17 protein-coding genes are annotated in these 17,386 nt (G+C 63.9%); 4 read left to right on the top strand and 13 right to left on the bottom strand.

The window, feature by feature from the left end; all coding sequences use genetic code 11:
- Positions 1 to 4 precede the first annotated feature (4 nt).
- Positions 5 to 805, top strand: coding sequence for an ABC transporter substrate-binding protein (locus tag JQ587_RS14580; RefSeq protein WP_212302596.1), 801 nt, complete (start codon positions 5 to 7; stop codon positions 803 to 805).
- A 242-nt stretch (positions 806 to 1,047) separates the two neighbouring features.
- Positions 1,048 to 1,971 carry a PepSY-associated TM helix domain-containing protein gene (locus JQ587_RS14575; RefSeq protein WP_212425724.1) on the top strand — a complete coding sequence of 308 codons (924 nt, stop codon included), beginning with the start codon at positions 1,048 to 1,050 and terminating at the stop codon, positions 1,969 to 1,971.
- A 12-nt stretch (positions 1,972 to 1,983) separates the two neighbouring features.
- On the opposite strand, the gene JQ587_RS14570 is transcribed toward JQ587_RS14575, so the two are convergent.
- Positions 1,984 to 3,129: a mechanosensitive ion channel family protein gene (locus tag JQ587_RS14570; protein ID WP_212425723.1), complete on the bottom strand. Its 1,146-nt coding sequence runs from the start codon at positions 3,127 to 3,129 to the stop codon at positions 1,984 to 1,986.
- A 124-nt stretch (positions 3,130 to 3,253) separates the two neighbouring features.
- On the opposite strand from JQ587_RS14570, the gene JQ587_RS14565 reads away from it, so the two are divergent.
- Positions 3,254 to 4,507, top strand: a complete 1,254-nt coding sequence (locus JQ587_RS14565; protein WP_212425722.1) for a DUF763 domain-containing protein — start codon at positions 3,254 to 3,256, stop codon at positions 4,505 to 4,507.
- Positions 4,508 to 4,513: 6 nt separating this feature from the next.
- Here the strand turns inward: JQ587_RS14565 and JQ587_RS14560 are convergent, their stop codons facing one another.
- From JQ587_RS14560 to JQ587_RS14545, 4 genes are all read right to left on the bottom strand, one after another.
- Positions 4,514 to 4,750: a hypothetical protein gene (locus tag JQ587_RS14560; RefSeq protein WP_212425721.1), complete on the bottom strand. Its 237-nt coding sequence runs from the start codon at positions 4,748 to 4,750 to the stop codon at positions 4,514 to 4,516.
- Between the two features lie 93 nt (positions 4,751 to 4,843).
- Positions 4,844 to 6,103, bottom strand: a complete 1,260-nt coding sequence (locus JQ587_RS14555; RefSeq protein WP_212425720.1) for a cytochrome P450 family protein — start codon at positions 6,101 to 6,103, stop codon at positions 4,844 to 4,846.
- A gap of 91 nt (positions 6,104 to 6,194) precedes the next feature.
- The gene (locus JQ587_RS14550) at positions 6,195 to 6,521 is read right to left on the bottom strand and encodes a hypothetical protein (protein WP_212302590.1); all 327 of its coding nucleotides are present in this window, start codon (positions 6,519 to 6,521) and stop codon (positions 6,195 to 6,197) included.
- A 160-nt stretch (positions 6,522 to 6,681) separates the two neighbouring features.
- Complete coding sequence (locus JQ587_RS14545; RefSeq protein ID WP_212302589.1) at positions 6,682 to 7,455, bottom strand: ferredoxin--NADP reductase; 774 nt, start codon at positions 7,453 to 7,455, stop codon at positions 6,682 to 6,684.
- A gap of 157 nt (positions 7,456 to 7,612) precedes the next feature.
- Here JQ587_RS14545 and JQ587_RS14540 point away from each other — a divergent pair, with 157 nt between their 5' ends.
- Positions 7,613 to 8,809: an amidohydrolase family protein gene (locus JQ587_RS14540; RefSeq protein ID WP_212302588.1), complete on the top strand. Its 1,197-nt coding sequence runs from the start codon at positions 7,613 to 7,615 to the stop codon at positions 8,807 to 8,809.
- A gap of 112 nt (positions 8,810 to 8,921) precedes the next feature.
- Here the strand turns inward: JQ587_RS14540 and JQ587_RS14535 are convergent, their stop codons facing one another.
- The 8 genes from JQ587_RS14535 to JQ587_RS14500 all read right to left on the bottom strand — a co-directional run bounded on the left by JQ587_RS14535 (position 8,922) and on the right by JQ587_RS14500 (position 17,189).
- Complete coding sequence (locus tag JQ587_RS14535; RefSeq protein ID WP_212302587.1) at positions 8,922 to 9,377, bottom strand: MarR family winged helix-turn-helix transcriptional regulator; 456 nt, start codon at positions 9,375 to 9,377, stop codon at positions 8,922 to 8,924.
- A 14-nt stretch (positions 9,378 to 9,391) separates the two neighbouring features.
- On the bottom strand, positions 9,392 to 10,096 hold the full coding sequence (locus JQ587_RS14530; RefSeq protein ID WP_212302586.1) for an ABC transporter ATP-binding protein: 705 nt from the start codon (positions 10,094 to 10,096) through the stop codon (positions 9,392 to 9,394).
- Positions 10,093 to 10,884 carry an ABC transporter ATP-binding protein gene (locus JQ587_RS14525; RefSeq protein WP_212302585.1) on the bottom strand — a complete coding sequence of 264 codons (792 nt, stop codon included), beginning with the start codon at positions 10,882 to 10,884 and terminating at the stop codon, positions 10,093 to 10,095. Before JQ587_RS14525 ends, JQ587_RS14530 begins: the two co-directional genes overlap by 4 nt.
- A complete protein-coding gene (locus tag JQ587_RS14520) occupies positions 10,881 to 12,770 on the bottom strand; it encodes an ABC transporter permease (protein WP_212425719.1) in 1,890 nt (629 codons plus the stop codon). The genes JQ587_RS14525 and JQ587_RS14520 overlap by 4 nt, the downstream gene beginning before the upstream one ends.
- Positions 12,771 to 12,957: 187 nt before the next feature.
- Positions 12,958 to 14,160, bottom strand: a complete 1,203-nt coding sequence (locus JQ587_RS14515; protein WP_212302583.1) for an ABC transporter substrate-binding protein — start codon at positions 14,158 to 14,160, stop codon at positions 12,958 to 12,960.
- 78 nt (positions 14,161 to 14,238) lie between these two features.
- Positions 14,239 to 14,823, bottom strand: coding sequence for an amino acid synthesis family protein (locus JQ587_RS14510; RefSeq protein WP_212302582.1), 585 nt, complete (start codon positions 14,821 to 14,823; stop codon positions 14,239 to 14,241).
- A gap of 15 nt (positions 14,824 to 14,838) precedes the next feature.
- Positions 14,839 to 15,735 carry a UPF0280 family protein gene (locus tag JQ587_RS14505; RefSeq protein WP_212425718.1) on the bottom strand — a complete coding sequence of 299 codons (897 nt, stop codon included), beginning with the start codon at positions 15,733 to 15,735 and terminating at the stop codon, positions 14,839 to 14,841.
- Positions 15,732 to 17,189: a 6-hydroxynicotinate reductase gene (locus JQ587_RS14500; protein WP_212425808.1), complete on the bottom strand. Its 1,458-nt coding sequence runs from the start codon at positions 17,187 to 17,189 to the stop codon at positions 15,732 to 15,734. The genes JQ587_RS14505 and JQ587_RS14500 overlap by 4 nt, the downstream gene beginning before the upstream one ends.
- Between the last annotated feature and the right edge of the window lie 197 nt (positions 17,190 to 17,386).

Raw genomic sequence — 17,386 nt, 5'->3', positions numbered from 1 at the left:
TTACATGAGGACCTCTTCGGGACGTCTCGCGTACACCGCCCTGCTCGCCTTTGCGATCATCGGCCCCGTCGGCCGATCCGCGCGCGCCGATGGCGAAGCAAAGCTGCTCGCGCCGAGCGGCACCTTGCGCGTCGGCATCTATCCGGGCAGCCCGACCTCGATGGTGGCGGATGCGGCCGGCAAGCCGCACGGCCTCGCCTACGATCTCGGCGACGAGCTGGCAAAGCGGCTTGGCGTCGGCATCGACTATGTCAGGTTTCAGCGCGTCGCCGACATCGTCACTGCGATTCACGACGACAAGGTCGACTTCACCGTAACCAATGCGACCCCGGCCCGCGCCAACGAGGTCAGCTTCAGCCAGCCCGTGCTGGCGATCGAGCTCGGCTATCTCGTCCCGGCGAATTCACCAATCGGCAAGGTCGAAGATATCGACAAACCCGGCGTGAGGATTGGCGTCACCAAGGGCTCGACCTCCGAGCGGACGCTGCCGGCAAAGTTCAAGAACGCGGCTATCGTTCCTGCCGAAAACGTCAAGATCGCCATCGCCATGTTCAGCCGCGGCGAGATTGATCTCTACGCCACCAACAAGCCGACGCTGTTCGAGATGTCCGACCAGATGCCGGGCGCGAAGATCCTCGACGGCAATTGGGGCACGGAGCACATGGCCATCGCAATCCCAAAGGGACGCGAAGCCGCGCTTCCCTTGCTCAACCGCTTCGTGGCGGAGGAGCAATCCTCCGGTGCGCTGGACACCATCCAGCAGCAGGCGGGCCTCCGCGGCGCGAGCAAGGCGACACGGGAGTAGCTCGGAATACGTGGCCTGCTCCGGCAGACGGTTTCGGGCGGCCGCTCGGAAGCTGCCATCGAGCGCGCAAACGCGGCTGCTGCACGAATGCAGACGACACTTGAACCTGCAAACGATTAGCATTCGTCGCTACCGATCCTGACTGCATTTGCTACAGATCAACGCGACCATCATGGACAAAGCGTCATTTGCTTTCGGCGCCGCGCTGAGCGACCAACGCGGCACAAAGCCGGAGACAGAGCATGAGCAAGCCGCAATTGTTGACCCTCCACCGCTGGATCACGCTGATCTTTGCACTTCCCTTGCTCGCGATCATCGCAACCGGTTTCATCCTTTCATTCGAGCCGATGGCACAGGTCAGCGGTCTCGGCGGACCACCGATCGACGCCGCGCGCGTCGCCGAGTTGGTGAAGCGGTATGATCCGGAAGGCAAGGCGCGCGGCCTGGCGATCAATGCAAGTGCGCAGCGCGTCGCGTTGCAAGATTCTGGCGCCCCGGTGATCGACCTCGCCACCGGCGAAACCGTTGCCACCGGGGCTGGCCTCTCCGATCTCTTCCTCTGGGCGCGCATGACGCACGAGCGGCTGCTCGGCCAGGCTTGGCTCGTGACGAGTTCCACCATCACCATGATCGTTCTCATGGTGCTTGGCATCTTCATGGGACTGCCACGACTACGCAACTCGCTGTCCGGATGGCACAAGGGGACCGCGTGGTTCACGCTGCCACTGATCCTCCTGAGCCCGCTCACCGGCCTTTGCATGGCCTTTGGCCTGACATTTCAAAGTGCTTCTGCCCCCGCAGGCGACGGCCGGCCGCTCCCGCTGCCCGACGCGATTCGCTTGGTCGCGTCTTCCCACGACCTCTCGCACGTGATCTCGATCGGCACGCGCGGCGGCCGCATCGTGGCGCGGCTCTACGAGGATGGAGAGTTGCGCGCCTACGCGGTCAACGCATCCGGCGTCACGCCATTGCCGCGCAACTGGCCGCGGCTGATCCATGAGGGAAACTGGTCGGCAACGATCGCCTCGTCCCTCAATGTCTTGATTTCGATCGCGCTCATGACGTTGCTGTCGACCGGCCTCCTGATCTGGGCACGGCGCAAGCTGCGTAAGCCACGATCGCGCGCTGACCGGCGGGCCGACACCTCCATCGCGCGCGCAGCCTGATCGCATCGGCAGTCAATTGTGCGCGCTCGCTCGCATCCGCTCCGGCGCGGCGGAGCGTTGCGTGAATTCGATGTGGTCGTCTCCTCCTGATGGAATCAGGATCGCGCGCTCGCGCGGCAGGGCCTCCGGCATCTCGTCGCGGATGAAGGCGATCAGCCTCTCCCGCATTTCGCAGCGCAGATCCCAGGATTGCGGCGCATTGCGCGCGCTGACCAGCGCGCGCAATTCGATGGTGCGTGAATCCGCGTCGATCACCTGGAGATTGACCACCGCGCCGTCCCAGAGCTTCGACTCCTTCACCGCGCCTTCGAGCCAGCGCCGGATGCGAGGCACGTCGGCGCGGTAGTCGACATGGAGCGCGATCACACCGATCAGGGACGCGGTGTCACGGGTCCAGTTCTGGAACGGCTTTTCGATGAAGTAGGACAGCGGCACGACCATGCGGCGCCAGTCCCACAGCCGGATGACGACATAGGTCGCGGCGATATCCTCCACCCAACCCCACTCGTTTTCGATGATGACCGCATCCTCGATCCGGATCGGCTGCGTGATTGCGATCTGCAGGCCGGCGATCAGATTGCTGAGCAGCGGTCGCGCGGCCAGACCGACGATGATACCGGCGGCACCAGCGGAAGCGAACAGGCTGACGCCGTATTGCCTGACCGAATCGAACGTCATCAGCGCGGTCGACACCGTGATGATGACGATGATGATGTCAGTCACGCGTTTGAAAACGCGGACCTGGGTGACGTGCTTGCGCGCGACAAAATTCTCGGTGACATCGCGAAAGTTCTGCAAATAGCGCGCCGCACTCATGTCGACGATCCGGATCGAGATCCAGCCGATCAGCGCGATGAAGGCGACGACGAACAGGCTCGTGAGCGGCGTGCGAAAGGCATCATTCAGCGGCGCGAGCGGCAACACCAGCGCGACGGCGGCAAGACATAGCGCCAACTGGGCCGGTCCGGACGTGCGCTCGATGAACACGCTCAGGAGCGGAAGACGGGTTCCGAAGGTGCGGGTCAATAGCCAGACGGCGAGCCGGTAGAATGACAGCGCAAGCAGCATCGCCCCGGCAACGAGGCCGAGACCGATGAACCAAGATGGGATCCACCCGAACATCTTGTCGATGTCGGCCATGACGACCTGCCAATTCATTCACGTCCCCGGAATTGCATTCGCTGCTGCGCCAACGCGTTCCAGCGCGCTTCGCTCCTCCCGCGCAGTGCAACGCAGCATTCCCCTGGTGCAACCGTGCCGAATTGCGCTAATTTGGCGTACGATGACCAGACGAACCAGCAGCGCCGATCTTCCACTTCACACCGGACGGGTTCCGGCGTGGCTGGCGAGCCGCATGGCTTCGCTGGGCGCAATCGTGACGCAGGCGGTGGTGCATCATTACGGGCGCGATGCATTCCTGCAGCGGCTGTCGCATCCATTCTGGTTCCAGTCGTTCGGCGCCGTCATGGGGATGGACTGGCACTCCTCGGGGATCACCACGTCCGTGATCGGCGCGCTGAAGCGCGGGCTCGGGCCGCTCCAGGATGAGCTCGGCATCTATGTCTGCGGCGGTCGCGGCCAGCATTCGCGCAAGACGCCGGACGAGCTGCTGCAACTCGGTGACCGCGTCGGCTTCGACGGCGCGAAGCTTACCCGCGCCAGCCGCCTGGTGGCGAAGGTCGACAGCGCCGCAGTCCAGGACGGCTTCGACCTCTATCTGCACGGTTTCTTCGTCACCGCAGACGGCAAGTGGACGGTGGTGCAGCAGGGAATGAACGGCGACAAGCGGCAGGCCCGCCGCTATCACTGGCATTCGGAAGCGCTTAAGAGTTTTATCGAGGCGCCCCACAGCGCGATCGACGGACCGCAGCAAGGCGAGATCGTCAACCTCACCGACCATCGCGCCGAGATCTCCCGCAGCGCGCAGCTTGAGCTTCTCTCTGACCTCGGCCCCGATCGCATCCTCACAGAATTCGAACGGCTCACCGGCACAACGACCGAGCCTGCACAGGCGATGCTGCCGCACCTGATCATGCCCGCGCATCATGATGTCCGGCCGAAGGACGTGTTCGCACGCCGCTTGCACGGCACCCTCGCCGCCGCAGCCGAGCGCGGCCCGGTCGATTTTCCGGAGCTGCTGCTGACGCCCGGCGTCGGCGCGCGCACCGTGCGCTCGCTGGCGATGGTGGCCGAGGTCGTGCACGGCGCGCCCTATCGCTTCAAGGACCCCGCGCGCTTCTCGCTCGCCCATGGCGGCAAGGACCGGCATCCCTATCCCGTTCCGATCAAGGTCTATGACGAGACCATCCGCGTCCTGAAGGGCGCAATCCAGAATGCAAAGCTCGGTCGCGAGGAAGAGATGCAGGCGATCAAACGCCTTGACGATCAGGCACGGCGGCTGGAACGAACCGCAAGCGGGCCATCGTTGGAATCGTTCATTGCAGGCGAGCGCGCCGCATCACCGGACCTCGATGGCCGCTCCGTGTTCGGCTGGGAGCGCGATCTCGTTGCGACAAAGAAAGCGACTGGCTCCTGAGCGCGCCTAATCTTCGGCCTCCTCCTCGTCGTCGATGAACCGATTGGCCGAATGATCCTGATATTGTTCGGTCTGGATGAATTTGCTGTCCATACCGCGAATGTCGGAGTGCTGCGCCTTGTCGCGGTTCGACAGGATCATATTGTCGCCGATCTTGCCCTTGGGAATGTCCGTCAGCGCTCCGTTGCCCGCGCCCTTGCCGTGCGCGCCTGAACCGATATGCGTCTTGCCTCCGTGGGGCATGAATTGCTCCATCATCGTTGTCAGCAATTTGCCAACGCGCGTGCCACCGGGTTTGTTTCGCGGTTGCACGCGAGAACGATGATCGTTGTTCCCTCAGCTTGCCATCCGCTGCGGCACATCCGCCGCACTTGGCTGACGCCCCTCACCGGCATCGGCAATCACTGGCAGTTTCGCAATCATGCGGATCCCCGGCCGCTTGCGCCAATGAATCTGCGAGGACTCGACGGCAAGGCCGAGCCGCGGCCATCGCGTGAACAGAGCCCGGAGCGCGCACATCGCCTCAATGCGCGCGAGCTGATGTCCGAGGCAGAAATGGATTCCCGTGCCGAAGGACATATGACGATTGGGCTTTCGTTCGAGATCGAGCCGCTCGGGTTGGTCGTGCACCGCAGGATCCATATTTGCAGCGGCGAGCATGACCATGACGCGGTCGCCTTTCTTCAGCCGCACGCCATCGAGCTCGACATCCCGCCGCACATAACGCGGTTTTGAAAACTGTACCGGCGAGACGAAACGCAAGAATTCCTCGACGGCGAGCGAGGTGCGGCTCCAGTCCTCTTCCAGCCAGTCACGCAAGTCCGGATTCCTGAGCAGCTCGTAAACCGAGCCGCTGATGAGATGGGTCGTGGTCTCCGAGCCCGCCGCGAGCAGCAGGAACACCATCGAGACCATTTCGTCCGGCGTGATCTCGCCGCCCTCGCGTTCGACCTGGACCAGCTCTGCAATCAGACCCTCACCGCCCCGTTCGCGCGCGACTTGCAACTGCTCTTGGAGATAGCTTCGCATTTTGCGGAATGCGAACAGCAGACGAAAGAAGCTGACGACGTCCGTCAGGGACGACATCGCATTGGCCCAGGCGATGAAGCGCGGGCGATCGGCCACGGGCAGACCGAGTAGCTCCGAGATCACCGACAGCGGCAGGATACGCGCATAGCTCTGAACGAGATCGGCCGGGCTGCCCTTTGCAAACAGCTCATCGGCCAGACCGTCCGCGATGGCACGGATGCGCGGCTCCATCGCAACGATGGCCCGGCGGCGAAAGGCCTCGTCCACGATGCTGCGCAGCCTGGTGTGATCCGGCTCGTCCATCGTCAGCATGTTGTTGGCGATGGTCCTGATCAGCCTCGGCATCCACCAGCGCAGCCCGGCAACGTCGCCGTCTTCCTTGCGCAGCGTGAAGATCGTGCTGTCCTTCAGCACCTGCGCGGTGGCGTCGTGGGTCGTGGTGATCCAGACGTCGCCGACGAGCGGAAATCGCGTCGCGACCACGGGGCCGGACGCTCGCAGAGCCGCGATGGCCTTGGGTGGATCGCGAAAGAAGGCCTCGCTCGTGAAATCGAGGCGCGGTGCCATGTGATCACCGGAGTGGTTGGTGGCGCCTCAACGAGATGGTGAGCGAGGCCACCGGCGCAAGGGCTGGAACCAGCCTTCGCGCGCAGCGGAACTAACCTCGTCCAGGCGTGCGCGGCCCGGCCTTGCGCTGCTGCTGGTTGGTATAGGCGTCCCAATGGCTCCAGCTGCCATTGCTGAGGCTCTGCAGGTCGGTGCCGAGCGGACGGCGCGTGCGCTTGTCGTGGTCGGCAATGGCGCGCTCGGACTGCGCAATCTTGCGCTTGAGCTCCGCGATCGTCTTCTGGGTCTGGCCGTCGCGTTTCGAGGACGCGATCTCGCCCATCGTGAAGCGCGCGGTCTCGAGCGCCTTCAACTCGGCGCGATTCTTCTTCAACTGAACCCGGTGCCAGGCGATGTTGCTGTCGCTGTCCGCAACCATGTGGGAACTCCGCTGATTCGTTCCCACAGTGTATCAAGCGCCGAATCGGCCCGGCAACGCCCCCACCGCGGCGAAAATGCGGTCTTATTGCGAGATGGGCATGATCTGGAAAAGTGTGAAGCGGTTTTCCGAATAGATCATGCCCAAAAAAAGAGCCCGCTTAGCGCTCGGCAAAGGCCTTTTCGACCACGAACTGGGCGGGCTCGCCGTGGTTACCTTCCACGAAACCGCGCTCGCCCAGGAGCAGCCGGGTATCCGCCACCAGCGCCGGGCTGCCGCAGATCATGACTCGGTCGTGGGCCGCTTCCAGCGCCGGCAGGCCGATATCGGCAAACAGCTTGCCTGAAGTGATGAGGTCGGTGATGCGGCCGCGGTTGCGGAAGGGATCGCGCGTCACGGTCGGGTAGTAGATCAGCTGCTCGCGGATGTACTCGCCGATCAGCTCGTCCTTCGGCAGGTGCTCGGTGATCATCTCGCCATAGGCGAGCTCCTTCACGTGCCGGCAGCCATGCAGCAGCACGACCTTCTCGAACCGCTCATACGTCTCGGGGTCCTTGATCACGCTCAGAAACGGAGCAAGGCCCGTGCCGGTACCGATCAGATAGAGGTTACGCCCCTCTTCCAGATTGTCGATGACAAGCGTGCCCGTGGCTTTGCGGCTGACGATGATCTCGTCGCCTTGCTTCAGATGCTGGAGCCGCGAAGTCAGCGGTCCATCCGGCACCTTGATCGAGAAGAATTCGAGGGTGTCCTCGTAGTTGGCGCTGGCGACGCTGTAGGCGCGCAGCAGCGGCTTCTCGCCGACCTTGAGCCCGATCATGGTGAATTCGCCATTGCGGAAACGGAAGGTCGGGCTGCGGGTGGTCTTGAAGGAGAACAGCGTGTCGGTCCAGTGGTGGACGCTCAAAACGCTTTCCTGATTGAAATTGCTCATCTCACCTTCCCTGTCGCTCCAATGCGGTTCTCGAGGCGGGCAGCTATGCGTCGTTTGTACACGATCATTTGTATACTAATGAATAATCCTGCTTGATCCCGCGGTCAAGGCTGCCCAAGATCGAAAGCGTTGCAGTTGGGAATAAGGAGCCCCTTCCATGGCGCATGACGCACCCCAGGCCACCGGGCCCTCGAAGCTCGTGATCCGCAATATCGGCCTGATCCTGTCCGGCGCCCTGGAAAAGCCGATCCTGGACGGCGACACCATCGTCGCGGAGAACGGCAAGATCACCGCGATCGGACGCTACAAGGATCTCGACACGGAGGGTGCCACCACCATCGTCGATGCCAACGGCACGACGGTTGCTCCCGGCCTGATCGACAGCCACGTCCACCCGGTCGCTGGCGACTGGACACCCCGCCAGAACCAGATCAACTGGATCGACAGCTCTCTCCATGGCGGCATCACCACCATGATCTCGGCGGGCGAAGTGCATATGCCCGGCCGTCCCCGCGACGTCGTCGGCCTCAAGGCCATGGCGATCTTCGCCCAGCGCGCATTCTGGACCTTGCGGCCGGGCGGCGTGAAGGTTCACGCCGGTGCGCCCGTCATCGAATGCGAGATGGTCGAGGAGGACTTCAAGGAAATGGCCGCCGCCGGCGTCAAGCTGCTCGGCGAAGTCGGCCTCGGCGGCGTCAAGGACGGCCCGACTGCGCGCAAGATGGTCGGCTGGGCACGCAAATACGGCATCCAGAGCACGATCCACACCGGCGGTCCCTCGATCCCCGGCTCAGGCCTGATCGACAAGGACGTGGTGTTGGAGGCCGACACCGACGTCGTCGGTCACATCAATGGCGGCCACACCGCCCTGCCCGACGACCAGATCCGCTGCATCTGCGAGGGCTGCAAGCGCGGACTCGAGATCGTTCACAACGGCAATGAGCGCTCGGCGCTCTACACACTGCGTATCGCACGCGAAATGAACGAGCTGCATCGCGTCATCCTCGGCACCGACGGGCCGGCCGGCTCCGGCGTGCAGCCGCTCGGCATCCTGCGGATGGTCTCGATGCTGTCCTCGATCGGCGAGCTGCCGGCCGAGATCGCGTTCTGCCTCGCCACCGGCAACACCGCGCGGATGCGGCAGCTCGATTGCGGCCTGATCGAGGTCGGCCGTTCCGCCGATTTCGTCATCATGGACAAGGCGCAGCACTCGCCCGGCAAGACCATTCTGGAGAGCGTCCAGCTCGGCGACCTCCCCGGCATCGGCATGACCATCATCGACGGCATCGTGCGCACGCAGCGCAGCCGCAATACGCCGCCGGCCGGAAGGGTGCCGGAGGTGGTGGCGAAGTGACGGCATTTGTCGTCATTCCGGGGCGCGCGTCAGCGCGAACCCGGAATTCAGACATTTGGCGCGAGATTCCGGGTTCACGCGCGATGCGCGTGCCCCGGAAATGACGGGCAAATCACCTTAGCTTGTTCAACAGTGCCATCAGCAGCTCGCGCTCCTTGACATCGAGCGGAGCCAGCGTTTCGCGCGTGATCGCAATCGCATTCGGCGCGAGCTTTTCCGCAAGCTGCTGACCGGCGCGCGTCAGGCTCACCAACAGGCGCCGGCCGTCCTCGGGATCCTGGCTCGTTTCGGTCAGGCCGCGCGCCGTGAGGCGGTCGATCACGCCCTTGATGGTCGCGACGTCCATCGCCGTCAGCCGCCCCAGCTGGTTCTGCGAGCACGGCCCGGTCTCGGCGAGCTTGGACAGTGCCGCCCATTGCGTCGGCGTCAGATTGGTACCGATGTCGCGCGAGAAGATCGAGCTGTGCCGCTGCCAGACCTGGCGCAGGATGAAGCCGACCTGTTCGTCGAGCACGTAGGACGGTTTTGCCGGTTTGACGCTCTTCTTTGCCGCAACGCTTCTCGCCATCCGCTCCCCGCCCCTCATAACGACAGATGCGCGTCGCGGATATCCGGACGCGCGTCGAGCTCGGCCATGGTGCCGCCGAAACAGATGCGGCCGCGCTCGATGATGTAGGCGCGATCGGAAATCAACCGCGCGAAATGCAGATTCTGCTCGGAGACGACAATGCTGACGCCCTCCTTCTTCATGGTCAGGATGGCATCGACCATCTGCTCCACGATTTTCGGCGACAGGCCTTCCGAGGGCTCGTCCAGCAGCACCAGCGACGGATTGCCCATCAGCGTGCGCGCGATCGTCAGCATCTGCTGCTCGCCGCCGCTCATGCGGCCGCCGGGCCGACCCTTCATCTCACCGAGATTGGGAAACAGCGTGAACAGCTTCTCGCGGGTCCAGTAAGGCGCGTTGGGACGCTTCGGCTGGCGGCCGACTTCGAGATTTTCGTCCACCGTCAGATCCGTGAAGATGCGCCGCTCTTCGGGTACATAGCCGAGACCTTCGCGCACGATCTCATGCGTCGGCCGCGCCGAGACGTCCTTGCCCTCGAACGTGATGCGGCCGGTTCGCTGCGCGACGAGGCCGACGATCGAGCGGAACGTGGTCGACTTGCCGGCGCCATTGCGCCCGAGCAGCGCGACCACCTCGCCCTCGCCGACCTCGAAACCGATGTCGAACAGGATGTGCGCCGGGCCGTAATGGCTGTTGAGCCCCTCGACGGTCAGCTTCATGACGAGGCTCCCTCGCGGTGGCGGGCATCGTAGACAAGGCCCTCGCCGAGATAGACCGCCTGCACCTGCGGATTGCCGCGCACCTCGGCCGGCGAGCCCTCGGCGATCAGCGTCCCTCGATTGAGCACGATAATGCGGTCGGCGTGCTCGAACACCACATCCATGTCGTGCTCGGTGAAGAGCACGCCGATCGATTTCTCGCGCGCGATCTGGGCCGTCAGCCGCATCAGATCGACCCGCTCGCGCGGTGCCATGCCGGCGGTCGGCTCGTCCATCAGCAAGAGCTTCGGCTGATTGGCGAGCGCGACCGCAAGCTCGAGCCGCTTTAGATCGCCATAGGCGAGCTCGCCGCAGGGACGGTCGGCATAACCGCCCATGCCGACCAACTCGAGCAACCGCCCAGCCTCGCCGCGATCGAAGTTCGGCGCCGAGCCGAAGAGATTGAACAGCTGCCTGCCATGTGAGATCAGCGCGACCTGCACATTCTCCCGCACCGTCATGGTGGCGAAGGTCGCGGTGATCTGGAAGGTGCGTCCCACGCCCATCCGCCAGATGTCACGGGGTTTCTTGCCGGTGGTCTCCTCGCCGAGCAGGCGCACTTGGCCGGTATCAGGCCGGTTCTGCCCGTTGAGCATGTCGAAGCAGGTGCTCTTCCCCGCGCCATTGGGCCCGATCAGCGCCAGGATCTCGCCAGCACGCAGCGAGAACGAGACACCGCGCACGGCGTGGATGCCACCGTAGGATTTGGTCAGGCCTTCGACCGCGAGAAGTGGGGGCGCAACGCTCATTCGGCGGACTCGATCGGCTTGGCAAGCAGGGAGGATCCAGGCGGCGAGGACTTCCTGCGGCGCTGCGCCAGCATTTCCAGCATACCAACGATGCCCTTGGGGAAGACGACGACGATCAGCACGATGAAACCGCCGAGCACGAGTTTCGACAGATCGGTCTGGCTCACCAGCCAGATGTTCAGAGCCTTGTAGACAATGGCGCCGATCACCCCGCCCGACACCGTCTCGACGCCGCCGAGCAGCACCATGACCAGCGCATCGACCGAGAGCGAGATGCCGAGATTGTCGGGGAAGACGCTACCCTTGAGATAGGCGAACAGCGCGCCGCCGATGCCGGCCGTGGTGCCCGCGATCACGAAGGCCGTCCACTGGATACGCTTGGCGTTGATGCCGACCGCCTCGCTGCGCAGCACCGAGTCTCGCGTGGCACGGAGCGCATAGCCGAACGGCGAGAACACTGCGATCCGCAGCGCAATGGTGACGAGTGCGGCCACGCCGAGCGCCAGCCAGTAGAAGTGTGACGGGCTCGCTGCCCAGCTCGCAGGCCAGACGCCCAGGATGCCGTTATCACCGCCGGTGACGCTCACCCACTGGAACGCGATCGACCACACGATCTGCGCGAAGGCGAGCGTCAGCATGGCAAAATAGACGCCGGAGAGCTGCACCGCGAAGAAGCCGAATATTGCGGCGCCCATGCAGCCCAGCAGCGGCCCGAGCAAGAGGCACACGATCATCGGCAGTCCCGCCATCTTGGCAAGGAAGGCAACGCCATAGGCACCGAGCCCGAAATAGGCGGCATGGCCAAAGGATGCGAGCCCGCCGACCGACATCAGGAAGTGCAGACTGACGGCGAAGATCACGAAGATCGCGATCTCCGAGCCGACGGTCAGCGCGTAATTGCCGACGAACAGCGGCAGCGTCGCCGCGATCACCAGTGCCGCGAGCGACGCCAGCCGTTCGTTCGAGGTCAACGGGCGCCAGGGATTGACGGTGAGGCCAGGCGTCTTGCGCGCGGCCGCCTCGGGCTTGCCGAACAGGCCCCAGGGACGGACGATCAGCACCACCGCCATCACCAGGAAGACCAGGATGATCGAGATCTTCGGAAATATGAGGATGCCGAAGGCGTTGAGCTCGGACACCAGCACGGCTGCGACGAACGCGCCGACGATGCTGCCGAGGCCGCCGATTACGACCACGACGAAGACCTCGACGATGATGCGCAGATCCATGGCATGATGCACGGCATCGCGCGGGATCTGGAGCGCACCGCCGAGGGCTGCGAGGAAGACACCAACCGCGAACACGGATGTGAACAGCCATTTCTGGTTCACGCCGAGCGCTGCCACCATGTCGCGATCCTGCGTGGCGGCGCGCACCAAGACGCCCCAACGCGTGCGCTGGAACAGCAGCCAGAGAATGCCGAGCACGACGGGCCCGAGCGCGATCAGGAACAGATCGTAGCTCGGAATGTTCTGGCCGAAGAAATCAACGGCCCCCTTGAATCCCGGCGCGCGGCGGCCGACGAGATCATCGGGTCCCCAGATCAATACCACGAGATCCTCGACCATCAGGGTTAGGCCGAAGGTGCCGAGCAGCTGGAACAGCTCGGGCGCGTGATAGATGCGCCGGAGCAGCACCATCTCCACGAGAACGCCGATCAGCGCCACGGCCAGCGCCGCAACGACCACCCCGCCCCAGAAGCCGAACGCACCGGAAAAGCGTTCGGTCAGCGTGAAGGCGATATAGGCGCCGATCATGTAGAAGGCGCCATGCGCGAAATTCACGATCCGCGTCACGCCAAAGATGATCGACAGGCCCGAGGCCACCAGAAACAGCGACGCTGCGCTGGCAAGACCTGTGAGAAACTGTACGACGTAAAAGGCCATCGGCGGTCCGGGTTAGGTCTGAACTTCACTCTCCCCGCTCTTGCGGGGAGAGTGAGCTTCGTAGGGTGAGTTAGCCTTGCGACTGCGCGAAGCGCAGTTCGCTGGGCGTAACCCACCTCTTCTGGTTCTGCGGGTGCAGAACGTGGTGGGTTACGCCTTCGGCTAACCCACCCTACGGCAACGGGGACTAATCCTTCGGCCGCAGCTTTTCGACTTCGGCATCGCTGGGCAGATAGTCCGCCCCCTTCTTGTAGGATGCATCCACCATCACGCCCTTGCCGTCCTTCTGCGCGGTCTTGCCGACGAAGGCGCCGAGCGTCGATTGATGGTCGATCTTGCGGAAGGTGATCTCGCCGAACGGTGACGGCATCGAGATGCCTTCAGCCGCCGCGATCATCTTGTCGGTATCGGTCGAGCCCGCTTTCGCCAGGATGGCGGCGGCCGCCTTGATGGTCTGGTAGCCGACGATCGAGCCGAGGCGCGGATAGTCGTTGTACTTGGCCTGATACGCCTTCAGGAACGCGTCATGCTCGGGCGTCTTGATCGAGTACCAGGGATAACCGGTCACGATCCAACCCTCCGGCGTTTCGTCCTTCAGCGGATCGAGATATTCGGGCTCGCCGGTCAGGAACGACACGACCTCGCGTCCCTTGAACAGGCCGCGGGTGTTGCCTTCGCGCACGAGCTTGACGAGATCCGGACCGAAGGTGACGTTGAGGATCGCTTCAGGATTGGCCTGCGCCACTGCCTGCACCACCGGACCCGCGTCGATCTTGCCCTGCGGCGGCCACTGCTCATCGACCCACTGGATATCGGGGCGCTTCTCCGACATCAGCTTCTTGAACACCGCGACGGCCGACTGGCCATATTCATAATTCGGCGCGATCGTCGCCCAGCGCTTGGCCGGCAGCTTGCTGGCGGCTTCGACCAGCATCGCGGCCTGCATGTAGTTGGAGGGACGCAGGCGGAAAGTGTATTTGTTGCCTTTCGACCACGTCACGGCGTCCGTCAGCGGCTCGGCCGCGAGGAAGAACACCTTCTTCTGGTTGGCGAAGTCAGAGACCGCGAGGCCGATGTTGGACAGGAAGGTCCCCGTCAGCATTGCGACGCCTTCGCTGGAGACGAGCTCGTTGGCCGCGGTCTGCGCATCCGCCGGCTTGCCGCCGTCGTCCTTGGAGACGACGACGAGCTTCTTGCCGTTGATGCCGCCGGCCGCGTTGATTTCTTCGACCGCGAGCTGCCAGCCCTTGCGATAGGGCTCGGTGAAGGACGGCAGCAGTGAATAGCTGTTGATCTCGCCGATCTTGATGTCTTGCGCCAGGGCCGAATGGCCCATGCCGGCTGCCAGAAGCGCAAAGGCCGCGCCGACGAAATAATTTCTTGCTCGCATCCCAACCTCCAGTTTTGAACCTTGTGTCTCGACCACGATCTTGCCGGAGACGCTGTGCCCGCGTCTCCGGATCCTGCTTTATCTCAAACCGTCTTCGCCCTTGATCTCCGCGACCGTCAGCCCGCCGACGCGCGGCAGCGGACGGCCGCTGTCGGTGACGGCAACCGCGACCATGATCTCGTTGGCGCGCGGCGCGTCGTTGATCTGCACTTCCATGCCGTCGAAATGGCTGCGCACGAAAGCCGCGTCCTTGTGGCCGAGCGGAATATCCAGCGTCGTACCGGGACCGCTGCGCTTCTTCGACGACGGGATCAGCGCCGCCCCCTTGCTCAGCACTTTCCGCACCGGCGCGCCCATCTTCGGGTGAAGGATGGCGGCGGCGTGCTCCAGCTCGCCGTTCTCGCCGACGGCCGCGGCCTTGCCATAGCTCTGCGCCTTCGCGCCGTCGATACCGAGCGCTGCCACCGCGCGCTTCGACAGGAGCTCACCAAGCTCCTCGCCGATCGCAATCAGCGGCGAGAGATCCTCGACGTATTTTCCGGCAAAGGGATTTTCGATGACGGCGATCGCGGCCGCGCGCCGGGTCGGCGGCGAGACTTGCCGCCCCATCTCCATCTGCGTCTCTTCGACGACGGTGACGATCTTGCGGATGACCGCGCTCATGCTTCGCTTCCCTGTTCAGGCATCGAGCGCGTTCTGCAGCACCAGCGGGCGCGTTCGTTGCTCTTCCATATCCTTGGTTCCGATGACAATCATATCACCACAAAGCCGCAGCACGGCACCCTCGATCAATCCACGATCGAACAATTGCCGTGCACATTCCGCGCCAGATTCAAGGGCGGAGGCAATCTCACTCGGCGACAATTCGCCGACACCGCGGGTGACGAGACGCGCGCCGAGATCGCTGTCGGGCTGAAGCTCGTTGGCGGGTTGCCTTGTGACGGCGGGATGCCCGGGCAGATCGACGGCATTGGCAATGACCGTCGCCGCCGCATCGGCCTGCGACGCGGTCGCCGCAAGCACCGTCACTGCATCGGCAATGCCGAGCGAAAAGCTGCGGCCGTGGCGGCCGCTGGTGGCGACGCCGCGAACCGGATCATTCGCATCGATCTTCATGGTGCGCATGACGCCATCGCTGTCAGGCCGATCCAGGAACCCTACCGAAAAATGCTGGCCCCGTCCGAGATGCAGCGCGATGTCGCCCCCATTGTTGACGTAGACCCGGTCGACCGATGCAGCGTTCAGCATCGCGCCGAGAATCTCCTCAGCCACGCTGCCAGCAACCGCGGCCATCGGTGTAATGAAGCAGTTAGCTGTATAGGGAGCGACAGCGGCGTGCATCCGCCGTGCCACCACGCCCTTCAGGGAAGTCTGCTTCGCAGCCGCGCTCCTCAGTTCCGGCAGTTCCGCACAGAGCTCGTCGAGAAGCCCGCTGAACCGGCGTGCCGCAGCCTCATAAGCCGCATGCACCTCGTCCGCGTGTCCCCTCGCCTCAATGATCAGATCAATCGGTCCATCCTGCAAATGCAGCCGCCGGCCATCAGACAGCAAAGCGATTTGCGGGAGCCTCGTCATGGCCGCGGTCCCGGAATCGGGTTCTGCCAGGGCAGCTGACGGACGTCGTCGCCGCCTTGCACGTCCGCAAGCGGTTTCACGTAATCCATGTGCCCGCCCAGCGCGGCATAGTCGGTCAGCCTCATCGTGAATTCGATCGGTGCGACCAGCGCCGGCGTCGGCACGTAGCCGAATGCGCCCGCCGGCATTTGCGTCACATCGACCATGTAAGTGATGCCGCCGCCTGGCCAGACATAAACTGCCGCGCCGCCGCTGGTGACGCGGGTCAGGGCATCCTTCACCGAGCGCGTCAGCCGCACCGGATTGTCGGTGACGCCGGCACGTAGGGAACCGCCGGCGCCCGCCATGAACAGCACCGTACACAGCGCCGGCTCGCAATTCTCCTGAATGCGCTCGACCGAGAATTTCAGGTCGGCCGGCATCTCAGTCTCGACCGGCTTCAAGGCCTCGTCGAGCACATAGTAGGACGAATGCTCGCCGGTCGTGGAGACCATCAGCATGGAAAGGCCAGGCTTGGCCTCCTTGGCGTCGAACGGACCGAGGATCGCCAGCGGATCGGAGATATTGGTGCCGCCCCAGCCCGTGCCGGGATCCGCAACCTGGAAATAGCGGCCGGGCGTCGAGCGTCGGCCCTTCATCTTGATGCCGGTGTCGGCAATATCGAGCAGCTTGCCGGCCTGGTGCTCTGAGAGCACGCCGGTGATGTGGTCGTCGACCACGACGACCTCATCGACCTTGCCGTGCCATTGCTTGGCGAACATACCGATCGTCGCCGAGCCGCAGCCGACGCGCATGCGTACTTCTTTCACGCCGTTGACGATCGGCGGCCGGCCGGCCTGCACCACCACGCTCGCACCGCCGTCGATAGTGAGCTCCACCGCCTTGCAATTGGCGAGGTCCATCAGCGTGTCGCAGGTGACGCGGCCCTCTTTCTTGGAGCCGCCGGTGAGATGATGCACGCCGCCGAGCGACAGCATCTGCGATCCGTATTCGCTGGTGGTGACATGGCCGACCGCCTCGCCCTGCGCACGGACGGTGGCGGTTTCGGGCCCGAGATAGCGGTCGGTGTCGATCTTCACCTTGATGCCGCAATAGGAGAAGATGCCCTCGGTGACGACGGTCACCATGTCGACCCCATCAACCTCGGAGGAGACGATGAAAGGCGCCGGCTTGTAGTCCGGATAGGTCGTGCCCGCGCCGATCGCGGTGACGAAGGTCGAGGGCTCGTGGACGATCTTGCCGTCCCACTCTTCGGTGCGGCTGAACGGCACCAGCTTGCCGCCATGCTCGACGGTGCGCTGCAGGATCACATGGGGATCGACGCGGACGAGCTTGCCGTCGTGGTTGGCGTAGCGATCGCAGGCGCCCGCCGCGCCCGGCTTGATGTAGCACATTACCGGACAGGCATCGCAGCGGATCTTGTCGGTGGCAGCGCTTGTTGTTTCCATCACCATGTGAGAGCCGGCAGACACTGCGGTTATCATTCGTATACGAACGATGTTGCGCGCGGTCCTGATAGCTGTCAAGCGGCGCCGAGCGCCAAAAGATACGCCTGCCGAATAAAACCTCATTTGCCTGCCGGCTTTGTCCACAAAGCGGGCAGTCGCGCTGCACTGCGGCATGGCCGCTTGCACGTTTGTGTACAAACGGT

Source organism: Bradyrhizobium manausense (assembly GCF_018130615.1).
Lineage (GTDB): Bacteria > Pseudomonadota > Alphaproteobacteria > Rhizobiales > Xanthobacteraceae > Bradyrhizobium > Bradyrhizobium manausense_A.
The sequence above is the reverse complement of the archived record's forward strand: the minus strand, read 5'-3'. Positions and strand labels throughout refer to the sequence as shown.

Bases quoted from the DNA above. Each gene is read 5' to 3' on its own strand.
- JQ587_RS14575 (WP_212425724.1), top strand. From the start codon at position 1,048: ATGAGCAAGCCGCAATTGTTGACCCTCCACCGCTGGATCACGCTGATC.
- JQ587_RS14510 (WP_212302582.1), bottom strand. From the start codon at position 14,823: ATGAGCGCGGTCATCCGCAAGATCGTCACCGTCGTCGAAGAGACGCAG.
- JQ587_RS14570 (WP_212425723.1), bottom strand. From the start codon at position 3,129: ATGAATTGGCAGGTCGTCATGGCCGACATCGACAAGATGTTCGGGTGG.
- JQ587_RS14565 (WP_212425722.1), top strand. From the start codon at position 3,254: ATGACCAGACGAACCAGCAGCGCCGATCTTCCACTTCACACCGGACGG.
- JQ587_RS14545 (WP_212302589.1), bottom strand. From the start codon at position 7,455: ATGAGCAATTTCAATCAGGAAAGCGTTTTGAGCGTCCACCACTGGACC.
- JQ587_RS14525 (WP_212302585.1), bottom strand. From the start codon at position 10,884: ATGAGCGTTGCGCCCCCACTTCTCGCGGTCGAAGGCCTGACCAAATCC.
- JQ587_RS14580 (WP_212302596.1), top strand. From the start codon at position 5: ATGAGGACCTCTTCGGGACGTCTCGCGTACACCGCCCTGCTCGCCTTT.
- JQ587_RS14535 (WP_212302587.1), bottom strand. From the start codon at position 9,377: ATGGCGAGAAGCGTTGCGGCAAAGAAGAGCGTCAAACCGGCAAAACCG.
- JQ587_RS14505 (WP_212425718.1), bottom strand. From the start codon at position 15,735: ATGACGAGGCTCCCGCAAATCGCTTTGCTGTCTGATGGCCGGCGGCTG.
- JQ587_RS14555 (WP_212425720.1), bottom strand. From the start codon at position 6,103: ATGGCACCGCGCCTCGATTTCACGAGCGAGGCCTTCTTTCGCGATCCA.
- JQ587_RS14530 (WP_212302586.1), bottom strand. From the start codon at position 10,096: ATGAAGCTGACCGTCGAGGGGCTCAACAGCCATTACGGCCCGGCGCAC.
- JQ587_RS14500 (WP_212425808.1), bottom strand. From the start codon at position 17,189: ATGGTGATGGAAACAACAAGCGCTGCCACCGACAAGATCCGCTGCGAT.
- JQ587_RS14560 (WP_212425721.1), bottom strand. From the start codon at position 4,750: ATGCCCCACGGAGGCAAGACGCATATCGGTTCAGGCGCGCACGGCAAG.
- JQ587_RS14515 (WP_212302583.1), bottom strand. From the start codon at position 14,160: ATGCGAGCAAGAAATTATTTCGTCGGCGCGGCCTTTGCGCTTCTGGCA.
- JQ587_RS14520 (WP_212425719.1), bottom strand. From the start codon at position 12,770: ATGGCCTTTTACGTCGTACAGTTTCTCACAGGTCTTGCCAGCGCAGCG.
- JQ587_RS14540 (WP_212302588.1), top strand. From the start codon at position 7,613: ATGGCGCATGACGCACCCCAGGCCACCGGGCCCTCGAAGCTCGTGATC.
- JQ587_RS14550 (WP_212302590.1), bottom strand. From the start codon at position 6,521: ATGGTTGCGGACAGCGACAGCAACATCGCCTGGCACCGGGTTCAGTTG.